The organism is Streptomyces sp. NPDC013157, assembly GCF_042899865.1.
Taxonomy (GTDB): Bacteria; Actinomycetota; Actinomycetes; order Streptomycetales; family Streptomycetaceae; genus Streptomyces.
Window position 1 is genome coordinate 376237 of record NZ_JBIBAK010000003.1, and the last position, 19908, is coordinate 396144.

At 70.1% G+C, this 19908-nt stretch carries 19 protein-coding genes and 4 pseudogenes; 10 read left to right on the forward strand and 13 right to left on the reverse strand.

Annotated elements, in window-relative coordinates; genetic code table 11:
- Window positions 1-19: 19 nt before the first annotated feature.
- A complete protein-coding gene (locus ACFY6U_RS11850) occupies window positions 20-868 on the reverse strand; it encodes a PaaX family transcriptional regulator C-terminal domain-containing protein (protein WP_390037129.1) in 849 nt (282 codons plus the stop codon).
- Window positions 869-904: 36 nt separating this feature from the next.
- Here ACFY6U_RS11850 and ACFY6U_RS11855 point away from each other — a divergent pair, with 36 nt between their 5' ends.
- A complete protein-coding gene (locus tag ACFY6U_RS11855) occupies window positions 905-1615 on the forward strand; it encodes a hypothetical protein (protein WP_390037131.1) in 711 nt (236 codons plus the stop codon).
- A gap of 121 nt (window positions 1616-1736) precedes the next feature.
- Here ACFY6U_RS11855 and ACFY6U_RS11860 read toward each other — a convergent pair whose 3' ends face one another.
- From ACFY6U_RS11860 to ACFY6U_RS11885, 6 genes and pseudogenes are all read right to left on the reverse strand, one after another.
- Complete coding sequence (locus tag ACFY6U_RS11860; RefSeq protein ID WP_390037133.1) at window positions 1737-2606, reverse strand: helix-turn-helix transcriptional regulator; 870 nt, start codon at window positions 2604-2606, stop codon at window positions 1737-1739.
- A 56-nt stretch (window positions 2607-2662) separates the two neighbouring features.
- The gene (locus tag ACFY6U_RS11865) at window positions 2663-3001 is read right to left on the reverse strand and encodes a hypothetical protein (protein WP_390037630.1); all 339 of its coding nucleotides are present in this window, start codon (window positions 2999-3001) and stop codon (window positions 2663-2665) included.
- A 51-nt stretch (window positions 3002-3052) separates the two neighbouring features.
- Window positions 3053-3748: pseudogene (locus ACFY6U_RS11870) on the reverse strand (type 1 glutamine amidotransferase domain-containing protein); the annotation flags it as partial.
- A gap of 32 nt (window positions 3749-3780) precedes the next feature.
- Window positions 3781-4173: a nuclear transport factor 2 family protein gene (locus ACFY6U_RS11875; RefSeq protein ID WP_390037135.1), complete on the reverse strand. Its 393-nt coding sequence runs from the start codon at window positions 4171-4173 to the stop codon at window positions 3781-3783.
- 33 nt (window positions 4174-4206) lie between these two features.
- Complete coding sequence (locus tag ACFY6U_RS11880) at window positions 4207-4806, reverse strand: flavodoxin family protein (RefSeq protein ID WP_390037137.1); 600 nt, start codon at window positions 4804-4806, stop codon at window positions 4207-4209.
- A gap of 194 nt (window positions 4807-5000) precedes the next feature.
- Complete coding sequence (locus tag ACFY6U_RS11885; RefSeq protein WP_390037139.1) at window positions 5001-5876, reverse strand: helix-turn-helix transcriptional regulator; 876 nt, start codon at window positions 5874-5876, stop codon at window positions 5001-5003.
- A gap of 350 nt (window positions 5877-6226) precedes the next feature.
- Here ACFY6U_RS11885 and ACFY6U_RS11890 point away from each other — a divergent pair, with 350 nt between their 5' ends.
- From ACFY6U_RS11890 to ACFY6U_RS11910, 5 genes and pseudogenes are all read left to right on the forward strand, one after another.
- Window positions 6227-7243 (forward strand): zinc-dependent alcohol dehydrogenase family protein, encoded by a 1017-nt coding sequence (locus tag ACFY6U_RS11890; protein WP_390037141.1) that lies wholly within the window; start codon window positions 6227-6229, stop codon window positions 7241-7243.
- A gap of 97 nt (window positions 7244-7340) precedes the next feature.
- Complete coding sequence (locus ACFY6U_RS11895) at window positions 7341-7643, forward strand: DUF2255 family protein (protein ID WP_390037142.1); 303 nt, start codon at window positions 7341-7343, stop codon at window positions 7641-7643.
- Window positions 7644-7682: 39 nt separating this feature from the next.
- Window positions 7683-8123 carry a hypothetical protein gene (locus tag ACFY6U_RS11900; protein ID WP_390037144.1) on the forward strand — a complete coding sequence of 147 codons (441 nt, stop codon included), beginning with the start codon at window positions 7683-7685 and terminating at the stop codon, window positions 8121-8123.
- Window positions 8120-8428 (forward strand): hypothetical protein, encoded by a 309-nt coding sequence (locus tag ACFY6U_RS11905; RefSeq protein ID WP_390037146.1) that lies wholly within the window; start codon window positions 8120-8122, stop codon window positions 8426-8428. The genes ACFY6U_RS11900 and ACFY6U_RS11905 overlap by 4 nt, the downstream gene beginning before the upstream one ends.
- Window positions 8429-8653, forward strand: a pseudogene (locus ACFY6U_RS11910) (response regulator transcription factor); the annotation flags it as partial.
- Window positions 8654-8796: 143 nt separating this feature from the next.
- Here the strand turns inward: ACFY6U_RS11910 and ACFY6U_RS11915 are convergent.
- The 4 genes from ACFY6U_RS11915 to ACFY6U_RS11930 form a co-directional block, all read right to left on the reverse strand.
- Window positions 8797-9912: an AraC family transcriptional regulator gene (locus ACFY6U_RS11915; RefSeq protein WP_390037148.1), complete on the reverse strand. Its 1116-nt coding sequence runs from the start codon at window positions 9910-9912 to the stop codon at window positions 8797-8799.
- Between the two features lie 61 nt (window positions 9913-9973).
- Window positions 9974-11407 (reverse strand): aldehyde dehydrogenase family protein, encoded by a 1434-nt coding sequence (locus tag ACFY6U_RS11920; protein WP_390037149.1) that lies wholly within the window; start codon window positions 11405-11407, stop codon window positions 9974-9976.
- Complete coding sequence (locus ACFY6U_RS11925; RefSeq protein WP_390037151.1) at window positions 11404-12282, reverse strand: SDR family NAD(P)-dependent oxidoreductase; 879 nt, start codon at window positions 12280-12282, stop codon at window positions 11404-11406. The genes ACFY6U_RS11920 and ACFY6U_RS11925 overlap by 4 nt, the downstream gene beginning before the upstream one ends.
- Window positions 12279-13625: a flavin-containing monooxygenase gene (locus tag ACFY6U_RS11930; RefSeq protein ID WP_390037153.1), complete on the reverse strand. Its 1347-nt coding sequence runs from the start codon at window positions 13623-13625 to the stop codon at window positions 12279-12281. The genes ACFY6U_RS11925 and ACFY6U_RS11930 overlap by 4 nt, the downstream gene beginning before the upstream one ends.
- A 331-nt stretch (window positions 13626-13956) precedes the next feature.
- On the opposite strand from ACFY6U_RS11930, the gene ACFY6U_RS11935 reads away from it, so the two are divergent.
- Together ACFY6U_RS11935 and ACFY6U_RS11940 are read left to right on the forward strand one after the other, a co-directional pair.
- A complete protein-coding gene (locus ACFY6U_RS11935) occupies window positions 13957-15174 on the forward strand; it encodes an MFS transporter (RefSeq protein WP_390037155.1) in 1218 nt (405 codons plus the stop codon).
- 82 nt (window positions 15175-15256) lie between these two features.
- Window positions 15257-16284 (forward strand): annotated as a pseudogene (locus ACFY6U_RS11940) (IS630 family transposase); the annotation flags it as partial.
- A 7-nt stretch (window positions 16285-16291) separates the two neighbouring features.
- Here ACFY6U_RS11940 and ACFY6U_RS11945 read toward each other — a convergent pair.
- Window positions 16292-17410, reverse strand: coding sequence for a pentapeptide repeat-containing protein (locus ACFY6U_RS11945; RefSeq protein WP_390037157.1), 1119 nt, complete (start codon window positions 17408-17410; stop codon window positions 16292-16294).
- 531 nt (window positions 17411-17941) lie between these two features.
- Here ACFY6U_RS11945 and ACFY6U_RS11950 point away from each other — a divergent pair.
- Both ACFY6U_RS11950 and ACFY6U_RS11955 read left to right on the forward strand, forming a co-directional pair.
- Window positions 17942-18367, forward strand: coding sequence for a hypothetical protein (locus ACFY6U_RS11950; protein WP_390037159.1), 426 nt, complete (start codon window positions 17942-17944; stop codon window positions 18365-18367).
- 323 nt (window positions 18368-18690) lie between these two features.
- Entirely contained in the window at window positions 18691-19599 is a 909-nt protein-coding gene (locus ACFY6U_RS11955) for a TRAP transporter substrate-binding protein (RefSeq protein ID WP_390037161.1), read from the forward strand.
- A 129-nt stretch (window positions 19600-19728) separates the two neighbouring features.
- Here ACFY6U_RS11955 and ACFY6U_RS11960 read toward each other — a convergent pair.
- A pseudogene (locus ACFY6U_RS11960) lies at window positions 19729-19899 on the reverse strand (nitrilase-related carbon-nitrogen hydrolase); the annotation flags it as partial.
- Between the last annotated feature and the right edge of the window lie 9 nt (window positions 19900-19908).

The following is a 19908-nucleotide window of genomic DNA, read 5'->3' on the forward strand; positions in this document are numbered from 1 at the left end:
CGCGAGGCCTGGGTGCGGATCAGCCCAGCGGCAGGATGTCGAGCAGTCGGGCGGCCACACGCGCGGCCGGGCGCTCCCAGCGGCCGGCCAGACCGCGGAAGACGGTCTCCGCCTCGGCGGCGGGCCAGTCCCTCGGAAGGTGCTCGGCGGGCAGATGCGGGTCGCGTCGCACCAGGTCCAGCCAGTCGGTGTGGAGCAGGAGCTGGCCTGCGAGTTCGTCGCCGGAGACCGCCGCGGGAAGCGGGTCGGTACGGTCCCAGCGCTCCAGGAACGCCCGGTACCGGGCACCGATGGCCGGCACGTCGAAGGCCTGCTCCAGCACCTCGCGGACATCGGTCGGCGACTCCACCTCCGCCCGGAACACCCGCAGGTACGGTTCCAGGCCGAGATCCGCCACCATCTCGCGCACGTCGACACGCGCCGGTGCCACCCACAGGCCGCTCTGCAGGGGGCCGAAGCCCGCCCAGATCAGCCGGGAGCGCAGGTCGTGCCGTTCACGACTCCACGCCTCGGGCAGCGAGAAGCCCACCATCGTCCACCGGCCGTCCCAGTCCCGGTTCACCGCACCGGTGCGCCAGATGCGGTCCCTGCCGTCCGCCAGCACCTGGACGGCATGCGGAGTCAGCCCGAAGTAGGCCTTCCGGCCCTGGCGATGACGCTCCAGCAGGCCGCGTTTGACCATCCGGTTCAAGGTGGTCCGCACCGCCTCCTCCGTACTGCCCGACCTTCCGAGAGCAGCGATCACGCTGCCCGACGACACGGCGATGGGCCGCCCCAGTACATGGGCACCGAAGAACGTCAGCATCAGGGACTGGGTACGCGGCTCGGGACCGCTCTCCGCGACGGCATCGGCACTGGTCATCGGCACAGCCTAGGCCCGGAGCGGGTGCACACCGTTTCCCGCGTGGCAAAAAATGTCATTTTTGTGACCGCGGTCGAAAGATTGCCGTGTGATGGCGATCGGTGGACGCAGTCGGAAGGCGCCGGGAGAGCTGTTCGGCGGGCGTCAGGTGTCCGGCCGGTTGCCGGCGCCCCCGAGGAGCCCGTCTCCGTCAACGTCTTCACGCTGATCATGGGACGCCGGTCGATCGCCGGTTCCGCCATCGGCGGCATCGCCGAGACCCAGGCGGTGCTCGACTTCTGCACCGCGCACGGCTTCGGCGCCGAGATCGAGGTGATCGGCGCCGACCAGATCAACGATTCACCCCCGGCCCCGAACCCCGACAGCCTCAGAAATCGACTTCCTCGGCACACGCCGGTAGCCATGAAAGGCGTTCTCGGCTTTCCGCCGTGGAATCACATCAAGTTCCGCGAGTTCCCGCAGAGTCAGGGCCACATGCGGAAAATCCGGTCACGCTTCTGTTCTCCATCGTGTCCATTGTGCGAGAAGCACACCGATGGAGGGCAGGGCGATGCCGACCATGGAGACGTCGAGGCCGTCGAGGAACAGCACCAGACAGAGCACGGCGAGGACGGCCCACAGGCGGGCGGTCCAGCCGGGGGTGGATCTCTTTCCCGGCACATGAGCAGACAGGTCGGACGCCTCGGCGCTGAGGAACCGGTCGGAAGAGGGCCGGACCGGGGGCGGAGGCGCGCGGCGCGGTCGGCCTGGTGACGAGCGTGCCAGGAGATGCCGTACCCGAAGAAGGGAGAGCCTCGTCCCAGGCACGGGGTGCGTAGGAGAAAAGGCTCCCCCTTTGAAGGGAATAGCTCGTGAGGGGAACCGCCGGCGGGCGTCAGGCGGAGTTGCTCCTGGCCGTGTGGCCCGGGTCCGCGGCCCAGGAGGCCAGCAGGCGCAGGCTGTCGTGGGTGGGTGTGCCGGATTCGGCGGTCCAGACGATGATCTGCAGGTCGGGGTCGGCGGCCCAGGTGACGGCGTTCCAGTCGAGATACAGGTCCCCGACGACGGGGTGGCGCAGGTGCTTGCTGCCGGTGTCCCGGACGGCGACGTGGTGGGCGCCCCACCATCGCCGGAACTGGTCGTCCCGGACCGAGAGTTCACCCACCAGAGCGGCGAGCTGCGCGTCCCCGGGGTTGTTCGTGTTGTGCATCCGCATCTGGGCGATGGCGAGCCGGGTGACGCCCTCCCAGTCCGCGTACAGCTCGCGCATCGTGGGATCGGTGATGAGCAGCCTGATGTAGTAGCGCTGCTTCTCGGGGATCTTTCCGAAGTCGGCGACCAGGGCGGCGCCCATGGCGTTCCAGGCGACGATCTCGGTGCGCGGTCCGATGACGAAGGCGGGGGTGTGCGCCATGTCGTCGAGCATGCGCTGCAACTGCGGCTGGGCCTTGGGGCGCGGCCGGCGGCGGGGCGGACGGAACTCCTCCTTGGCCGCGAGTTCGTACAGATAGGCACGCTGGTCGTCGTCCAGGCGCAGGACTCGGGACAGGGATTCCAGTACGGACGGCGAGGGCTGGATGCGGCCCTGTTCGAGGCGGGCGTAGTAGTCGGTGCTGATGGCCGCCAGTACGGCGATCTCCTCACGGCGCAGACCCGCGACGCGCCGCGGGCCGCCGTCGGGCAGTCCGACGGCGGCCGGGTCGAGCTCGGCACGGCGCGCCTTGAGGAATTCCCCCAGATCATGGCGGTGAGGATCGTGGCTCATGCCCTCACCTTGGCACCGGAGTGCGGCACTGTCAGGGGGAGGGATCTCTCCCTGGTTCAGCGGACGCGGCTCCACTGGCCGTGCAGCTGGACGAACTGGCCGCCGATGACGGAGCTGGCCATGCAGGTGCCCTCGGTGTAGTCCTCGATGTGCGTGACGTGGTCACCGGCGTCGGGCTCGGTCCAGCGCACGACGAAGAGGCCGTCGCGGAGCCGGGTGGTGGTGTACTCCATCGTCTGCTTCCGGCCCTTGATGGCGCCGCCGGTCACCTCGAAGCTGACCTGCGTCGCCGAGTCGAAGGTGATCTCCACCGTGAAGTGGCCGAGCGGGGTGTCCGGACCGAGGTCCGCCAGCCAGGTCTGCCCGACGCTGGGGAGAGTCGTGTTGCTGTCCATCGTCGTTGTCTCTTTCTGTGGTGCTGTGAGCGGTGGTACCGGGCGTCGGCTCAGTGCCTTGACGACTTCCTGGGCGAGCGGGACGGCCGAGGCGGGGTTCTGGCCGGTGAGAAGGGTGCGGTCCGCTTCGAGGTGGGGGGCGAAGTTCTCCTCGCCCTTGCGGTAGTCCGCGCCCACGTCCGAGACGAGGCGGTCCTGGAGGAGCCACTTCGCCCGGTCGGCGAGGCCGTTCTGGATCTCCTCGGAGTTGGACAGTCCGGTCAGGCGGTAGCCGGCGAAGGGGGACTTGCCGTCGGCGTCCACGGTGGACAGCAGGGCGGCCGGGCCGTGGCACACCAGCGACACGATCTTGCCGGAGGCGAGCCAGGTGTTGAGCAGCCTGCCGGTGGCGGCGTCGTCGGACAGGTCCTCCATAGGGCCCCAGCCGCCGGGGACGAACACGGCGTCGTAGTCGTCGATGTTCACGTCCTCGATGCGGATCGGGTTGGCCAGCTCGGTGGCCTCCCGCAGCGCGGTCCGCATCTTCTCCGCGCCCTCCTCGCCACCGTTGAAGTCGGGGGTCAGGCTGAGCGCGTCGGCGGTCGGCGGGACGCCGCCCGGGGTGGCTGCCGCGATCTCGTAGCCGGCTTCCTTGAAGACGCCGTACGGGCCGATGGCCTCCTCGGCCCAGAAGCCGGCGGGCTGCTCGAACCCGTCGGCCAGGGTCCAGTGGTCGGCGGCGGTGACGAGGAAGAGGATCTTCGTCATGGTTTTCTCCCTGCGGGGTGGGTCGAGAGTGGTCAGTCGTCGTTCGCGGCCAGCTGGACGACGTGGCTGTCGGCGGCCTGGATCAGGTGGGTGAGCTTGCCGCCGCTCACCGTCCACAGGTGGATGAACCGGGCGTCCGACTCGGCGCCGGACGTGGACACCGCGTGGTAGTGGCCGCGGACGAAGACCTCTTCACCGGCGTCGTAGAACTCCTCGGCCACCGCGCCGAAGGACGTGAAGCGGGGCGCGAGCCGGCCGAAGAAGTCGGCCCCTGCGCTCGCCCAGGTCTTGTAGACGCCGCCGTAGGGGAATCCGGGAGTGATGTCCCAGACGATGTCGGGGTCGATGACCTCGGCGACCACGTCCGGGGCCATGCCGGAGTCGTAGAGCCGGCGGACGAGGGCGGTGTTCGGGGAATCGGACATGGGGGTGCTCCTCAGAGTTCTGCGGTGGGTGTCTCAGGCGGCCAGCGCGGCGCGGCCCGCCAGGAAGAACGCGGTCTGCTGAGCGACGCGGGCGCCGAGGCCCTCGGCGGTGGCGATGTCCGACTTGTGGACGGCCTCCGGACCGGCGTCGACCGGGGTCTGGGCCCCGGCGCCGACGAAATAGCCGAGGCGGTTGACGTCGTCCTCGCTGCCCTCGGTGGAGGCCCAGCCCGGCTGCACGCCGAGGCTGATCCAGTGCATGCCGTGCTGGGCGGCCATCGTGAAGAAGTAGCCGAGGGTGGAGGACTTGTCGCCGTTCTTGGCACCGGAGTTGGTGAAACCGGCGGCGATCTTGTCGGCCCAGGTCTGGGTGTACCAGCGCTTGCTGCTGGTCTCGGCGAAGCGGTGGAAGGCGGCGGACGCCGTGCCCATGTAGGTCGGGGCGCCGAAGACGATCGCGTCGGCGGCGTCCAGCTGCGCCCACTGCTCTTCGGTGATGGAGTCCACGGGGATGGAGATCACCTCGGCACCGGCTTCGGCGGCGCCGCGAGCCACGGCCTCGGCCAGGACGGCGGTGTGCCCGTAGCCGGAATGGAAGGCGACGGCGACCGTGGGACGGGAGGTGGAGGACATGGGGGTATTACTCCTGGAAAAGGATTGCGTGAATCGTTCACCGGAAGCATGGCACGGAATTCGACAGCGAAGGTAGGAAGGATTTGTCCCTGCCTCGGAGGAAAGTCCAGGAGGGCATGCCGAAAATCGGAGGGCCCATTTCTTCCGGGCTCTCCTTCAATTCTCCGTACGGCTATGGGCGGAGGTCGCACCCGTCAGGCGGCGGTGTCGGACGCCGGGCCGTCCTGCCGAGTCGCCGCCCAGAAGGAGCGGAAGCGCAGCCCCTCGTAGCCACGCGAGTCGGGTTCGGCGGCCCAGACGATGAGTTGCCGGCCGGGGTCGGCCACGCAGGTGAGTGCGTCCCAGCCGAGGGTGAGTTCACCGGCGACCGGGTGGTTGAACGCCTTGGTGCCACCGGCGCGGGGTGCCACATGGCGGCCTCCCCACCACGCACGGAACTGGTCGTCACTCACGGACAGGTCGCCCACGAGGGCGGCCAGCCGCCGGTCGTCGGGGCAGGCCGCGGCCTGCTGCCGCAGCACGGCCACGGTGTTGCGAGCGGATTCCTCCCAGTCGGTGTACAGCGTTCGCATGGCCGGGTCGGTGAAGAGCCGTCGGCCGTAGTTGCGCTGCGGCCTGGGGATCTTCGCGAAGTCGGTGCTGAACAGGGCGGCGGCCATCGGGTTCCACGCAAGGATGTCCAGGTGCCGCCCCAGGATCATGCCGGGGGCCACGCTGAGCTCGTTCAGCACGGCACGCAGCCGGGGGTGCGCTTTCTGCGCGGTGCGCCGCCGTGGCCCGCCGGCATCCTTTCCGGCCAGCTCGAAGAGATGGTCCCGTTGGGCGTCGCTCAGATGCAGGACGCGGACGAGGTCGGACAGCACGGCTGCGGAGGGGGTGATGCGCCCCTGCTCCAGACGGGTGTAGCAGGTGGTGCTGATGGAGGCCAGTACGGCCACCTCGTCCCGGCGCAGGCCGGTCACGCGCCTGTGCCGGTCGGTTTCGGGCAGACCGACCGTGCGGGGGCTGAGCTCGGCCCGACGGGCCTTCAGGAATTGGCCCAGCTCCTTACGGTGCGCACTGCTGTTCATACCGACCAGTGTGGGCTGTCCGCCACTTGGCCGGGTAGGACGGTTCTATCCCTGGATACGTCGCCCCTTGGGTGGAATTCTTCTCCGTACCGGCCCTGCGGGCGGTGACAGAGTCGGAGATCGGCAATCATTTGCACTGGCCGTCGACGCTGCTTCCGTATACCCCATTGGTCATCGTCAAGGAATTCGGCAAGTCCGGGTGACATGACCGCCCCCGGCAGCACAGGAATGCACGACGAGAATCACGTGGGAACTCCTGAAGCGGCCGCCGAACGGCAAGGGCCACCCCTCAGTGCGAAGTGCCCACCCGGGCCCGAGCCCCACCCGAGAAACGCATCAGGAGAAAAGTCATGCGCGCGACCGTGATCCACGCCCCCGGCGACATCCGGGTGGAGGACGTCCCCGAGCCCAAGATCGTCAACCCCACGGACGCGATCATCCGTACGGTCGCCACCTGTGTGTGCGGTTCGGACCTGTGGCCGTATCGCGGTCTGGAGCCCGTCGGTGACCCGCACCCGATGGGGCACGAGTACGTCGGCATCGTCGAGGAGACCGGCAGCGAGGTCAGCCACGTCAAGCCGGGCCAGTTCGTGGTCGGCTCCTTCGCCACCTCGGACAACACCTGTGCCAACTGCCGGAGGGGCTGGCAGTCCTCCTGTCTGAACCGCGAGTTCATGAGTACCTGCCAGGCCGAGTACGTGCGCATCCCCAACGCCCACGGCACGCTGGTCGCCACCGACGAGCAGCCGGACGCCGACCACGTGGCCGGTCTGCTGGCCGTCTCCGACGTGATGGGCACCGGCTGGTGGGCCGCCCTCGCCGCCGAGGTCAAGCCCGGCTCGACGGCCGTGGTGGTCGGTGACGGCGCGGTCGGACTGTGCGGTGTGATCGCCGCGAAGGAACTCGGCGCGGAACGGATCATCGCCATGTCCCGGCACGAGTCCCGGCAGAAGCTGGCCCTGGAGTTCGGCGCCACCGACATCGTCACCGAGCGCGGCGAGGACGGCGTCGCCCGGATCAAGGACCTCACGAACGGCATCGGCGCCGACTCCGTCCTGGAGTGCGTCGGCACCGCCGAGGCCATGAGCCAGGCCCTGCACTCCGCCCGCCCCGGCGGCAACGTCGGCTTCGTCGGCGTCCCGCACGAGGTCGCCGTCGACGGCTTGGAACTGTTCTTCTCCCAGGTAGGCCTGCGCGGCGGCCCGGCTCCGGTGCGCCGCTACCTGCCCGACCTGATCGACCGGGTCCTGTCCGGCCGGATCAACCCGGGCAAGGTCTTCGACCTCACGCTGCCCCTGGAGCAGGTCGCCGAGGGCTACAAGGCGATGGACGAGCGCCGCGCCATCAAGACCCTCCTCACGCCCTGACCCCGCTCGCCTCGTGGGCGTGAGCTGCGCCGGCCGCGCTCACGCCCACGAGGGCACACCCCACCGCACGGTCGTAGCCGTAAAGGGAGGCAAGCCCATGACGACCTGGACGAACGACGAGCTGACCCGGATCGAGCACGCCGAGGAACTGCAGACGGCTCCCTCGCGCCGCGACGGAACGCCGCGCACACCCGTGCCGATCTGGGTCGTCCGCGACGGCGACGACCTCTACGTCCGCTCCTTCCGCGGCGGCGCCGGCGCCTGGTACCGCACCGCGCGGGCCAGCCACCAGGGCCGCATCAGCTCCGGCGGCGTCACCAAGGACGTCGCCCTCGCCGAGGTCACCGACCCCGGCGTCAACGACCGCATCGACGCCGCCTTCAGCGACATCACCTCCTAGCAGGAGATCGCCCACGCCTGCGAGATCCCCGTCGGTACGGTGCGCAGCCGCCTCAACCAGGCCCGCGCGAAGCTCGCCCAGGTGCTGCCGGCGACCGCCACACATGTACACGACGACGCTTCCCGGCTCACCGAGGACAGCCGCCAGGAGGCCGAGGCGACGCTGGACGGCGCCCGGCGCGGCTGCCGGCCCGGGGAGATCCTCGAACTGTGGCCGCCGGAGACCGAACCGCTCGGCGTCCTGAGCAAGCCGGGCGAACGCTGCCACCCCTTCCCGGCCATGCGAAGGAACCGGGACAAGGGCGTCACCCAGCATCTGCGCCATGTCGCGGCCAGCCGTTCCGTCACCATCTGGGACATGGACGTCACCAACCCCGCCGGCATCGCCGATCCCTGCCCGCCGACCCTGGCCCCGCTCATGATCCGCCGCAACAGGCGCGTTCAGACCCTCCGCATGGTCTTCCCCCAGCCACAGCGATGAGGGGACGGCTGCGGTCCCACGTTCTGCCACCCGCTGATCACCACGGCTGTCGTGAATCTCGCCTCACCCTGCGAACGGCCGCGCACGAGGCGCTGGCCGCCGCCTACCGGCTGCCGACCCGAGCCCTCGACGACGTCACCGGCAGCGCCCGGACCGAGAACTGGGACCGCCTCGGGATCCTCTACACCCTGCGGCTGGTCAGCCGCCGCGCCCTGGAGGCCGAACCGTGCAAGCTGCTCGACACCGCGATGGCCCGGCTCCCGCCGGAGACGGTCAGCACGTTCCGGCTGTGCTGCGACGCGTAGCGGGCCACGGCCGAGCTTCGCGCCACCGGCGTTTCCGTCGCCCGGCCCGACGTGGCACGGGAGCCGCTGACCGCCCAGGAACGACAGATCGCCGAGTTCGCGGCGACCGGCCTGAGCAACAAGCAGATCGGCGAACGGCTGTTCCTGTCTCACCGCACGGTCGGCTCCCATCTGGACCGCCTGTACCCCAAGCTGGGCATCACGTCCCGGAAGCGCGCTGCCTGACCGTGCCGACGACCGGGCCCGTAGCCGGTGAACCGTGGACGGGTCCGGTCCGTCGAGTCGTCGGCGGCGTCTGACGCCGATTGCCCGCGTGCCGGGTTCGCTCATGTGCGGGCGGCTGCGGCTACGGTTACGGCAGGTCGCGCTCACGCGGTGGTAGCCGCATGGCCGATGCCCCGGGCCCGTGACGTGGCGTCGTTCCCGCCGTCCCCGGAGAGGAAGCCCTCGCGCAGTTGCAGCGGTGCCATGCCGTGCCAGCGGCGGACCGCCCGGCGCAGGGCGCGTTCGTCGGAGAAGCCTGCTTGGCGGGCGACCTCGCGGAGAGTGAGGTGGGGACGGTGCAGGAGCTGTTCGACGCGTTCACGGCGGACGCCCTCGACGATCGCCTCGTAGGAGGTGCCGCAGTCGGCCAGGCGACGGCGCAGGGTGCGTTCGCTCGACGCGTGTCTGCGGGCCTGTTCGGAGAAGGAGGGGACGGCCGGGAGGCTCTGTGCGACGGAGATCTCCAGTACCTCCAGGAGATCCTGCTGCCGGCGACGTGAGGCCATCTGCGCTTCGAGCAGTTCGAGCGTCGAGGCGTACGTGACCGGATCGCGGCCCGGCATCGGCCGGTTGATCCATGCCTGCGGCACCACCATCCGGTTGCGGGGGGCGCCGAAGTGCAGCGGGCAGCGGAAGAGGTCGCGGAAGGGCTGGACGTCGCGTGGGGCGGGGAAGGTGAAGTGGACCTCTTGGGGTGCGAGGCCCGCGCCGGCGGCGAGCCGCCCCAGCGTGACGACGCTGGAGAACGCCTCCTCGACGAGGAAGACGGCGACGTTCGGGTCGACCATCGGATCCGGGAGGTCGGCCCGGACCACGTAGTCGGAATCCTCCTGCGCCGCCGACCAGACCGTCATGGCCCCGGACACGTTCTGGAAGCGCACTCCTGCCTCGATGGCGACCCTGAGGGTGTCGCTGGCGAGCATGGCGAAGCCCAGCAGGCCCCAGGCGGTGAGGTGCTGTGCGGCTCCGACCCGCAGGCCCAGGTTCTCGTCTCCGGTGAGTTCGACGGCGCGTCGGATGACGGCACTGCCCTGGCGGTAGGAGACGCGCAGGGCCGCCGATCGCATCAGTGTCTCGGTGAGACCGACGTGCGTCAGCTCCGGTCCGAGGTCGACGCCGTACTCCCCGGTGATCTCGCCCAGGTAGCGCAGGATGTTCGGGGAGATCGTCGCGGACGTGCTGCGGGTGGTGCCGTTCTCCGGACGGGGCGCCTCGCGCATGGCTTCTCTCCAGGGCCGTACTCGTGACCACTTTAGGCATTCGCGCCCGCTTCCGGCCTTGCTAGCGAGTGCGGATCCAGACTGTCTTCTCCCTGGTCCACTGGGCGAAGGCGTCGGTGGATCGCTCCGCCCCGCCGAATCCGGACTGTTTCCAGCCTCCGAAGGGGGCGGTGATCTCGCCCTCGCTGTACGCGTTGACGGAGACCACTCCGGCCTGGATGCCGCGGGCGAGGCGCAAGGCGGTGTCGAGGTCGTGGGTCCAGAGGGAGGCGGCGAGGCCGTAGGGGGTGGCGTTCGCCGTACGGATCGCCTCCCGCTCCGAGGTGAAGGTCTGGACGGTGACGACGGGGCCGAAGAGTTCCTCGGTGAGGACCCGGCTGCCGTCGGGGGCGCCGACGACGACGGTCGGCGGGTAGTAGGCGCCGTGCGGGTGCAGGCCGGCCGGCAGACCGGCGGTGTGGGCCACGGCTCCGGCGGCGACCGTTTCGTCCACGGCGCGGGCGACCCGGTCTCGCGCCGCCGTGCTGATCAGCGGACCGATCCGGGTCTCCGGCTTGGCGGGGTCACCGATGACCAGGGCCCCGGCGGCGGCCGTGAACCGTGCCACGACCTGGGCGGCGATGTCCTCGTGGACCAGGATCCGGGAGCCGGCCGTGCAGTTCTGCCCCGTCGTCAGGAACGCGGCCCCGATCATGTCGTCGATGAGTTCGGCGCCGAAGTCGAGCGCGTCCGGCATCAGGACCTGGGGGCTCTTGCCGCCCATCTCCAGGGAGACCCGTTTGAAGTTGGTCTCCGCGGCATCGGCAAGGATCCGTCGGCCGGTCGCCGTCGAACCCGTGAACGACAGGGCGCCGATGGCGGGATGGCGGGCGAGTGCCCGGCCGGCTTCCCTGCCGTAGCCGGGCAGGACGGTGAGCGCGCCGTCCGGCAGCCCCGCCTCCGTCGCCAGCCGAGACACGTGCAGGACCGAGCGCGGGGTCGCCTCGGCGGGCTTGAGCAGCAGGCTGTTGCCGGCGGCGAGGGCGGGGCCGATCTTCCAGGCGGCCATGGCGAGGGGGTAGTTCCAGGGGAGGATGGCGGCGGCCACGCCGACGGGCTCGCGGCTCATCAGACCGAGGTGCTCATGTCCGGTGGGTGCGATGCGGCCGTAGACCTTGTCGGCCGCCTCCGCGAACCAGCGGATCGACTCGATCGCGCCGGGCACGTCGCCGGTACGGCACTCCGTGATGGGCTTGCCCGCGTCCTCGCAGTCCAGCCGGGCCAGGATCCCGGCGTCGCGTTCCATCAGCTCGGCGAGGCCCAGCAGCACCGCGGCCCGCTCCCGGGGCGACCGACCCGCCCACACCCCGCTGTCGAAGGCACGGTGGGCCTGGGCCACGGCCGTGTCCACCTCGTCCGCGGTCGCGGCGGGCAGGGTGTCGAGCGTCTCCCCGGTGGCCGGGTTGACGACCCGGAGCAGACGGTCGTCCCGGTGGGTGTCCGTGGTCACGGTCATGCCTCCTTCACCAGTTCCCAGCGCCCGTCGACCTGCCGGGCCAGTCCTCTGCGGCGCAGGTCCTCCAGGTACCGGGCCAGGCCGCGCTCGCCGCGCCTGCGGAAGAGCGGGAGAAGCCTGGGGAGGAGGTTCGGTACGAGCATGGAGAAGCGGACCAGGAGCGATTCGCCGGCGCGTGGATACGCTTCGAGACGCGGCCGGTCGAGCATGCTGATCACGGCGGCGACGACGTCGGACGGCTGTTGCGGCGGGTCCTGGAACTGCAGGGAGTTGCCGCCGTCGACGGCCTCCTGGCGCAGCATCGCGGTGTCGGTCGCCGACGGCAGGACCGAGCCGACGCGGATGCCCTTGCCCTCCAGGTCGAGGGCGATGGACAGCATCGCACCGCGCAACCCGAACTTCGACGCCGCGTAGATGGGGGTCTCGCCCTGCGGGAAGATGCCGGCGAGCGACACGGTGGTGATGATGCGGGGGTCGGCGGAGGCACTCAGCAGGGGGATGGCGAGCCGGGTGGCCACCAGCGGGGAGACCATGTTGAGGTCGATCTCCCGCTCGATGGTCTCCACCGCGCGCGCGTCGAACCGCTCGGTGCTGGTCATGCCGACGTTGTTGACCAGGACGTCGAGGCGGCCGAAGGCCAAGGCGACGTGTTCGAAGAGCTCCGCCACTCCGGCCCGGTCCAGCAGGTCGCAGCCGAGCCCCAGGTGGCTGGTGCCGGGCAGGCTGTCCGCGACCTGATGCGCCCGGCCGCCATCGATGTCTACGACAACGCAGATGGCGCCGCCGATCGCGAACCGCCGGCACAGCGCGCTGCCGATGCCGCCCGCGCCGCCGGTCACCAGCATCACCTTGCCGGTGTAGTCGTAGCCGCTCATGCCACCGTCTCCTTGCTGCGGACGGCCGGCACCGCAGGAGGGCGTCCCTCGGTGGGCCAGCCCATGCCCGCGGCGACCTTGGTGAGGTACTTGGTGTACGCGGCGCTGTCGACGTAGCCGGTGTGGCGCGGGGAGTCCACGAACCTGAGCCCGCCGGACAGGTCGGGGCGGTCGCCGCGGATCATGCGGGCGAACCGCTCGGCGTTCGGCAGGCCCCGCCGGGTGTCCTGCACGAAGCCGGCGATCAGCTGTGCCTGCGCGTCGAAGATTTTGTAGGCACCGGAGTTGGTCTCGATGAAGCCGACGCCGAACAGACCCTCGTGCTCGCGGGAGAACGACGACAGGTACAGGTCGGGGTGCTGTTCGTCGCCGAAGTAGCGCTGCGCGACGGGCACCTTGTGGACGTAGCCGGTGGCCAGCAGGATCAGGTCGAAGTCGTTGCTGCTGCCGTCGGTGAAGTGGACGGTGCCGCCCTCGGCGCGGAGGATTCCCGGCCGCGCGGTGATGTCACCGTGCTGCAGGTGGTGGAGCAGCATCGAGTTGACCGTGGGGTGGGTCTCGAAGAGCTTGTGGTCCGGCTTCTGCAGGCCGAGGCGGCGCGGATCGCCGTTGACGATCCGCAGGAGGGTGCCGAACAGCTTCTGCTCCAGCCACTTCGGCATCCGCGGACCGACGCCTTCGAGGGTGTCCACGGGCCTGCCGAACAGGTGCTTGGGGATGAACCAGTAGCCGCGGCGCATGCTGATCTCCGCGTGGTCGGCGGCCCGGGCCGCGTCGCAGGCGATGTCGCAACCGGAGTTGCCCGCGCCCACCACGAGGACTCGCCTGCCGCGCAGTTCGTCGCTGCTGCGGTAGCCCACCGTGTGCCGGATCTCGCCGCTGAAATCACCTGGGATCTCGGGGATGTCGGGGTGCCACTGCGCGCCGGTACAGACCACGACCTGCGCGTGCCGGCTGGTGCGTCCGTCGGCACGGGTGACCGTCCAGGTGCCGTCCGGATTCTTCGCCACGTCCCGGGCCCCGGTGCCGAACTCGATCCGCTCCGTCAGCCCGTACGCGTCGGCGAAGGACGTCAGATACGACAGGATCTGGCGCCGCGAGGGGTAGTCGGCGAAGTGGTCGGGCATCGGCCAGCCGCCGAACCCCGAGAGGGTCTTGCTGGAGATGAAATGCGCCGACTCGTACATCGGGCTGCCCGGGTTGTCGATGTCCCACAGACCACCCGGCCCCGTGTGCCGCTCCATGTGCGTGTACGGAAGCCGTCGCTCACCGAGCGCCCGCGCCACCGCCAGCCCCGCGGGACCGGCCCCGATCACACACGTGTCGAATTCGGACTCCTTCACGAGTCCACCTCCTCTCGTCGCCACGTTCGGCGTGGGAGGAACTTAGGCAGCGTGCGGGCGCTCATGGACTGGCCTGTGCGGCCACAAAGGGGGCCGCAGCGGCCAGCCCCCTGACCGGCCTGGAGCGGCGCGGGCCGGTGCCCCTGCCGCCCGGCCGACGGTGAGCCGGTCCCCTGAGGCACCGCTCGGGCCACCCGGCCCGTCCGCTCGTGGCCGCCAGGGTCCTCCGTGTGGCCGCCGGTGCCCTCCGCTGCGCCGGTCCGCATTCCTACGGTTGCTCCCATTCGCGCACACCGGCCCGTCCGCGGTCCGTGACAGGAAGAGGGTCCCCATGACCGCATCCGTCGGAGCGGCGGCTCCGCCTCGGTCCGCGGGCAGCGGCCCGCTCGCGGGAGCCCGCCGGGTCGCGGCCACCGTGTTCGCCGCCCAGGGCGCGGCGGTGGCCGCCGTGTCCACCACCGTGCCCGCCATGGAGAGCCATCTGGGGCTGTCGTCCCTGGCGATGACCGCGCTCACGATCGCCCTGACCCTGGCCGCGGGCGCCGGCAGCTTCGCGGGTCTGGCCGCCGTACGCCGCTCGGGCCCCGTCGCCGTCATGCGCACAGCGGTACTGACCGCGGCCGCGGCCCTGCTGTCCGTGGCCTGGGCACCCGGCCGGGTCTCCGCCTCGGCGGCCTATGTCCTCTTCGGGCTGGCGCTGGGCGCCATCGACGTGTCCGTCAACACCCGCGCGGCCACCGTCGAACGCCACTACGGGCGCAGCATCCTCTCCTCCTTCTACGCCGCGTGGAGCGCCGCGGGGGTTGCGGTCGCCCTGCTGACGGCAGGCCTCTCCCGGCTCAGCTGGCCGGTCGAGTACGTCCTGACCGCGCACGCCGCGCTCGTGGCCCTCCTGGCGCTGACCGTCAGGCCGCATGCCCTGCCGCCCGCGCCCTCCCCGTCCGGTGCCGGACCGGCACCGGCTGAGGAGGTCCTGGGCGGACGGGTCTGGGCGCGGCTCGTCCCCTTCGGGGTCGTTCTCCTGGTCGCCTACGTCGTCGACTCCACGGTCTCGGCATGGTCGACCGCCTACCTGCATCAGACCCTCGCCGCGTCTCTGGCGGCCGCCCCGCTCGCGTACGCGGCCTACCAGGCGGGCACGGTGACCGGCCGGGCGGGCGCCGACCGCATGGTCCGCAGGGTCGGGCCGGTGGCGATGGTCCGAGCCGCCGCTCTGCTCGCGGCCGTCGCCCTGGCCGGTCTGGCAGCGGCCCCGAGCTGGCCGTACGCGGTGGTCTCGGCATGCTGCGCGGGCCTCGGAGTCGCGGCCCTCACCCCTCTGTGCGTCGCCGCGGCCGGCCGGCTGCGACCCGGTGCCCCCGAGACGGTGCTGGCCCGGCTCAACGTCTTCAACTACGTCGGCGTTCTCGTCGGAGCCGGAGCGAGCGGGGGGCTCGGGGCGACAGGCCACTTCCGCATCGCCTACGCGGTTCCCGCCGCACTCGCCCTGATCCCGGTGGCCTCGGCACGCTTCTTCCGGCCCGGTGACCTCCCTCCCCGCAGTCCCTGATTCGGTCAGGCGGCGCCGAATGTCGCAGGTCCGCGACGGTCGTGGCCGGCGCGGTCTGCCAGTGCTCTGACCGGGAAGGTTCCGCTATCGCCGGGCGATGATGCTGCTGGCGTCCGCCGGCGGAAACCGCGTCCCGGTGACCGCCCAGCTGGTCCAGGCCGACGAGGACACGGTGCGGGAGCTGATCCACCGGTTCAACGAGATCGGCCTGGCCTGTCCGGACCCTCGATGGGCGGGAGGCCGTCCCCGCCTGCTCAAGCCTGACGACGAGGACGTCGTCGTCCAGACGGCCACCACCCGCCCCACCAGGCCCGGCCGGCCATTTACCCGCTGGTCGATGCGCAAACTCGCCGCCTGCCTGCGCCGCGTGCATGGACGCGTCATCCGCATCGGCCGGGAAGCCTTACGGTGCCTGCTCCGGCGCCGTGGCATCACCTTCCAGCGCACGAAGGCGTGGAAGGAGTCTCCCGACCCGGGCGCGACGCCAAGCTCAACCGTATCGAGCAGGTGCTGGAACGCTTCACGGACCGGGTCTTCGCCTTCGACGAGTTCGGGCCGCTCGGGACCCGACCTACCGGCGGTTCCTGCTGGGCCGAACAGGGCAAGCCCAACCGCCTGCCGGCCACCTGCCACCGCACCTACGGCGTCACCTGCTTCCACGGCTGCTACTCCGTCGGCGACGACCGGCTGTGGGGCGTCAACCACCGCCGCAGAGGCACCGCCAACAGCCTCGCCGCCTTGGAGTCGATCCGTGCCGCCCGACCCGACGGCGCCCCGATCTACATCATTCTGGACAATCTCTCGGCCCACACCGGCGCGGGCATCCGCCGCTGGGCGAAGAAGAACAAGGTCGAACTGTGCTTCACCCGACCTGCGCCTCCTGGGCCGACCCGATCGAGGCGCACTTCGGCCCGCTGCGGCAATTCACCCCGGCCGACTCAAACCACCGCAGTTATCCCGGGCAGACCCAGGCCCTGATCCGCTACCTGCGCCGGCGAAACGTCAATGCCCGTCACCCCGGACGTGCTCGCCGCCCAGCGCAGGGAACGCGCCCGCATCCGCAGCGAGAAGGGCCTCCGCTGGGGCGGTCGGCCCATCGACTGCGCTGCCCGCTTGTTCAGTTCGCCGACGCTGACGGACCATGCATCGGCTCCGATTGCAGCAGCGGAACCCGCCTCGTGAGCGCGGCAGCCGGAAGCAGACTGTCTGGTTCGGTGCCAGGGTCCGCGGTGACCACGACGCCGGCTGTTTGAGCGTCGAAGCCGGTCGGCCAGACCGTGAGGTCGCTCGCCAGCGCGCCTTCCAGCCTCGCCTCTCGCAGGTCGGTGTCGGAGAGGTCGCAGCCCCGGAGGTCGGCCAACCGCAGGTCCGCGCCGGCGAATACGGCGCCCTGGGCCCGGGCCTTGCGCAGGTTCGCCTCCCGCAGGTCCGCACCGGAGAAGTCCGCCGACCTCACGTCGGCTTTGACCAGGCGTGCGCCGCGCAGGTCGGCTTGCAGACAGCGGACCTGGTGGAGAATGGAAGTGCTGAGTTCGGCATGCCGCAGGTTGGCGGCGATCAGTGACGCCTTGCTCAGGTTGACCTGGTAGACGCTCGCCGCTTCCAGGCACGCGCCGTCGAAGTTGACTCCGTGCAGCCACAATCCGTCACAGTCGGCTCGGCGCAGGTCGGTCAAACTGACGTTGAGCCACTCCGGCCGGCGCTCCTGGTACAGGACTCCAAGGCAGGTCAGCGCCGTCTGGGCGTCCGCGGCGCGGGTCTCCAACGGGGGCACCGAGTTGACGGACACGTCCGCCGCCGGAACTGCGGGTTCCTGCGGCGGCCAGGGAAGGTGTGTCCGCAGATACGCCGCCATGATGGAGACGACCGCCTCGCGGTCGCGGCCGGAATGATCCGCAATCCGCCACAGTGCGTAGATGCCTCCGATCCGCACGTCCAGCTTGTCACTGCCGAGCTGGTCTACGGCCCGGCTGAAGCGATCGGTGATGTTCCCCTCTCGGGTTGCGTTCAGCCCGTCTTGGCTGACGCGCAGCTGCCGCCATGTGGCATAGGCGCCGAACAGGACGACCGCACCGCCGACCGTCTGCAGAAGCGTGGTGCGTACGTTGTTCACCGCGTTCAACCGGTCCGCTGCAGCGAGGTGGCCGCCTGCGAGGTCGTGGTCGACTATCAGTCCCGGAAGAACCAGGAGTACCACGCCCAGTAACACGATCACGGCCAGTGCGGCCAGCGCCACAGCAACGGCACGAGTCAGGCGCCACCGGTCACGAAAGGATCCCCCCATAGCCAGAGGATCCTAGGACAAGGCCGAACCCGGTGAACCTTTGCGGTCACAGCACTGGGTGGCCATTCTGAGCATGGCAGTGGGTCGCACGGTCTCTTCACGCGCGTGCCGCCGTCCATGCGTATCTGGGACACGACGTTTGGGTGATCACCCGTGAAGCACCGAGACCGTGCCGATCGGTCTACCCGTCTTCGCTCTTGCCGCGGCCGATGCAGCGGCCCCAAAGTTGTACTTCACGACCTTGGGGGTGGCCGGATGAGGCGTACGCGCGCTCGTCAATCAGTGGCTTCCGCTCTGGGCGCGTGCGCTCTACTCGCTGCGGCGGCCTGCGGTGGCGGCGCGGAACGAGCCGCCAAGCCCTCACATTCGACAGCAGTATCGCGCACGTACACCAGCCGGTCCTTCGCGACGCCGCTCACGATCACCGTCCCCGCCTCACTGGGAGCGCTGCCGGTATCGGACACGAGCACCTTCCTGACGTGGGTGAAGTCGAGCAACAAGGTCCGGTTCCTGCTGCCCGCGGTCGTGTACCGGCCAGGGGGCGGTGGTAGCCCCGAAAAGCCGCCTGCCACCTACAAGGGCTACGTGGCATTCCTTCATGATCAGGCCGGATATCACGCGAACTGGCAGGATGAGAAGCCCACGACCGTCGGTGGTCGCGCCGCCACTCTGCTGACCGGCACCACCAATGAACCGATGGACGGGTCGCTCGGCTGCCCGACGGCCGAAGCGGATCCCGACAAGGACTGCTTCGGCCTCCAGCCCGACTACGAACTTCGAGTGGCCGTCATCGACGCTCCCAGCAGGCCACTGGTTGCATGGACCTCGATAGATCTCACTCAGGTCCAGGATCCTTCGGCCGCCGTCACACGGTTCGAAGGCATGCTCCGGACCGTCGAATTCCGATGAGTGCAGATCCTTGTGGCAGTGGACGACGCGCAGCTGCTGAACGAGGTGTCCACGCTCCTGCTGCACGACTTGGCGCTTCGGGGACTGTCGGAGTGCCCGGCACGGCGCGTACGGGCGAACCTGCGCCGGACGCGGTGACCACACCATGAACGAGGGAGCGCCCGAGGGCGCAAGGAGGTGTCGAGGTGAGAAGGCTCCTCGCAGTCCCGGCGCTGCTGCTCGCGCCGCTGCTGGCGCTCGCCGCCTGCACGTCGGGCGCACCGAAGGCGCGGCAGTCCACATCCGACTCGGCGGGAGCGTCCCCAAAGGTGGTCCATCTGACGATGGCCGTGCCCTACGGCACCACGTCTTCGGTGGAGAGGTTCATCCAACAGGTAGGGGAGGCGACCGGGGGATCCCTGCAGATCAACGCCAAGCTCAAGTGGCGGACGGGCCGGCTCGCCTACGAGGACGGCACGATCGCGGACGTCCAGGCGGGCAAAGCGGATCTGGGGGTAGCAGGCACGCGGGCCTTCCCCGGCCCCGTGCGGATACTCAGCGCGCCAGAGCTGATCACCAGTTACGCAGCCCAGGAACGGCTGTTCAAGAGCCCCCTTTACAAGCGGCTGGGCACCGCACTGGGCGTCCCGGGGATCACCGGCCTCGGCCTGCTCCCGGGCCAGTTTCGCTACCTGTTCACCGCGAGTCGCTCGGCCCCGACCCCCACCGGTCTGCACGGGCGGCTCGTCGGCGTGGCACAGTCGAAACTGGCAGACGACACCTTCCACGCTCTGGGCGCACGCACCCGCTGGTATCCGCTGTCCGGTTCGGTCAGCGACATGGACGGCATCGAGTCCTCGATCGCCTCCTTCAACCACGAAGGCTACGGCTCCTCCAAGAAGTACCTCACCGGGAATCTGGTGCTGTGGCCCCGCATGGTCGTCCCCTTCATCAGTGACACCGCGCTGAAGCGCCTGAGTCCCGAACAACGCCAGGCGCTCGTCCAGGCCGCGTCCGCCGCCTTCGAAGACACGATGTCGGAACTGCAGGCGGAGGATGCGGATGAACTCTCCCAACTCTGCGTGGGAGGGCTGGTCGTCGGGCAAGCCAGTGCGGCGCAGCTCGCGGCGTACCGTGTGGCCGTCGCTCCGGTTGACACCCGGCTGGAGCACGATCCCCAGACCGGCGAGCTGTTCACGCTGGTGAAGTCGCTGGTGAAGGGAGCGGAGCCGGAACCCGCCCTTCACTGCTGATGCCCCTGGACCTTCCTCAGCGGGACCCGCAGCCCGTGCCCGTCGCCCGGCGTCCACACGAGCTTCTCGTAGAAGGTAGGGACGATCTTGCGGTGGTGGTTGAGGATGGTCCCGTCCGCCCCCGATGAGCACGTTGGAGTTCCAGATGCTGCCCAGGCTCGCGGGATTGCGTTCGCTGAACCCGACCGACACGAGGATGTCGTGGCGGCGGGCCGCCTGACGGATCTCTTCGGTCTCGGGGCCGTCGACATGGATGGAGCTCTCGACGAAGGTCGTGAACAGTTGGGGACCTCCAGGCATGGATCGGTC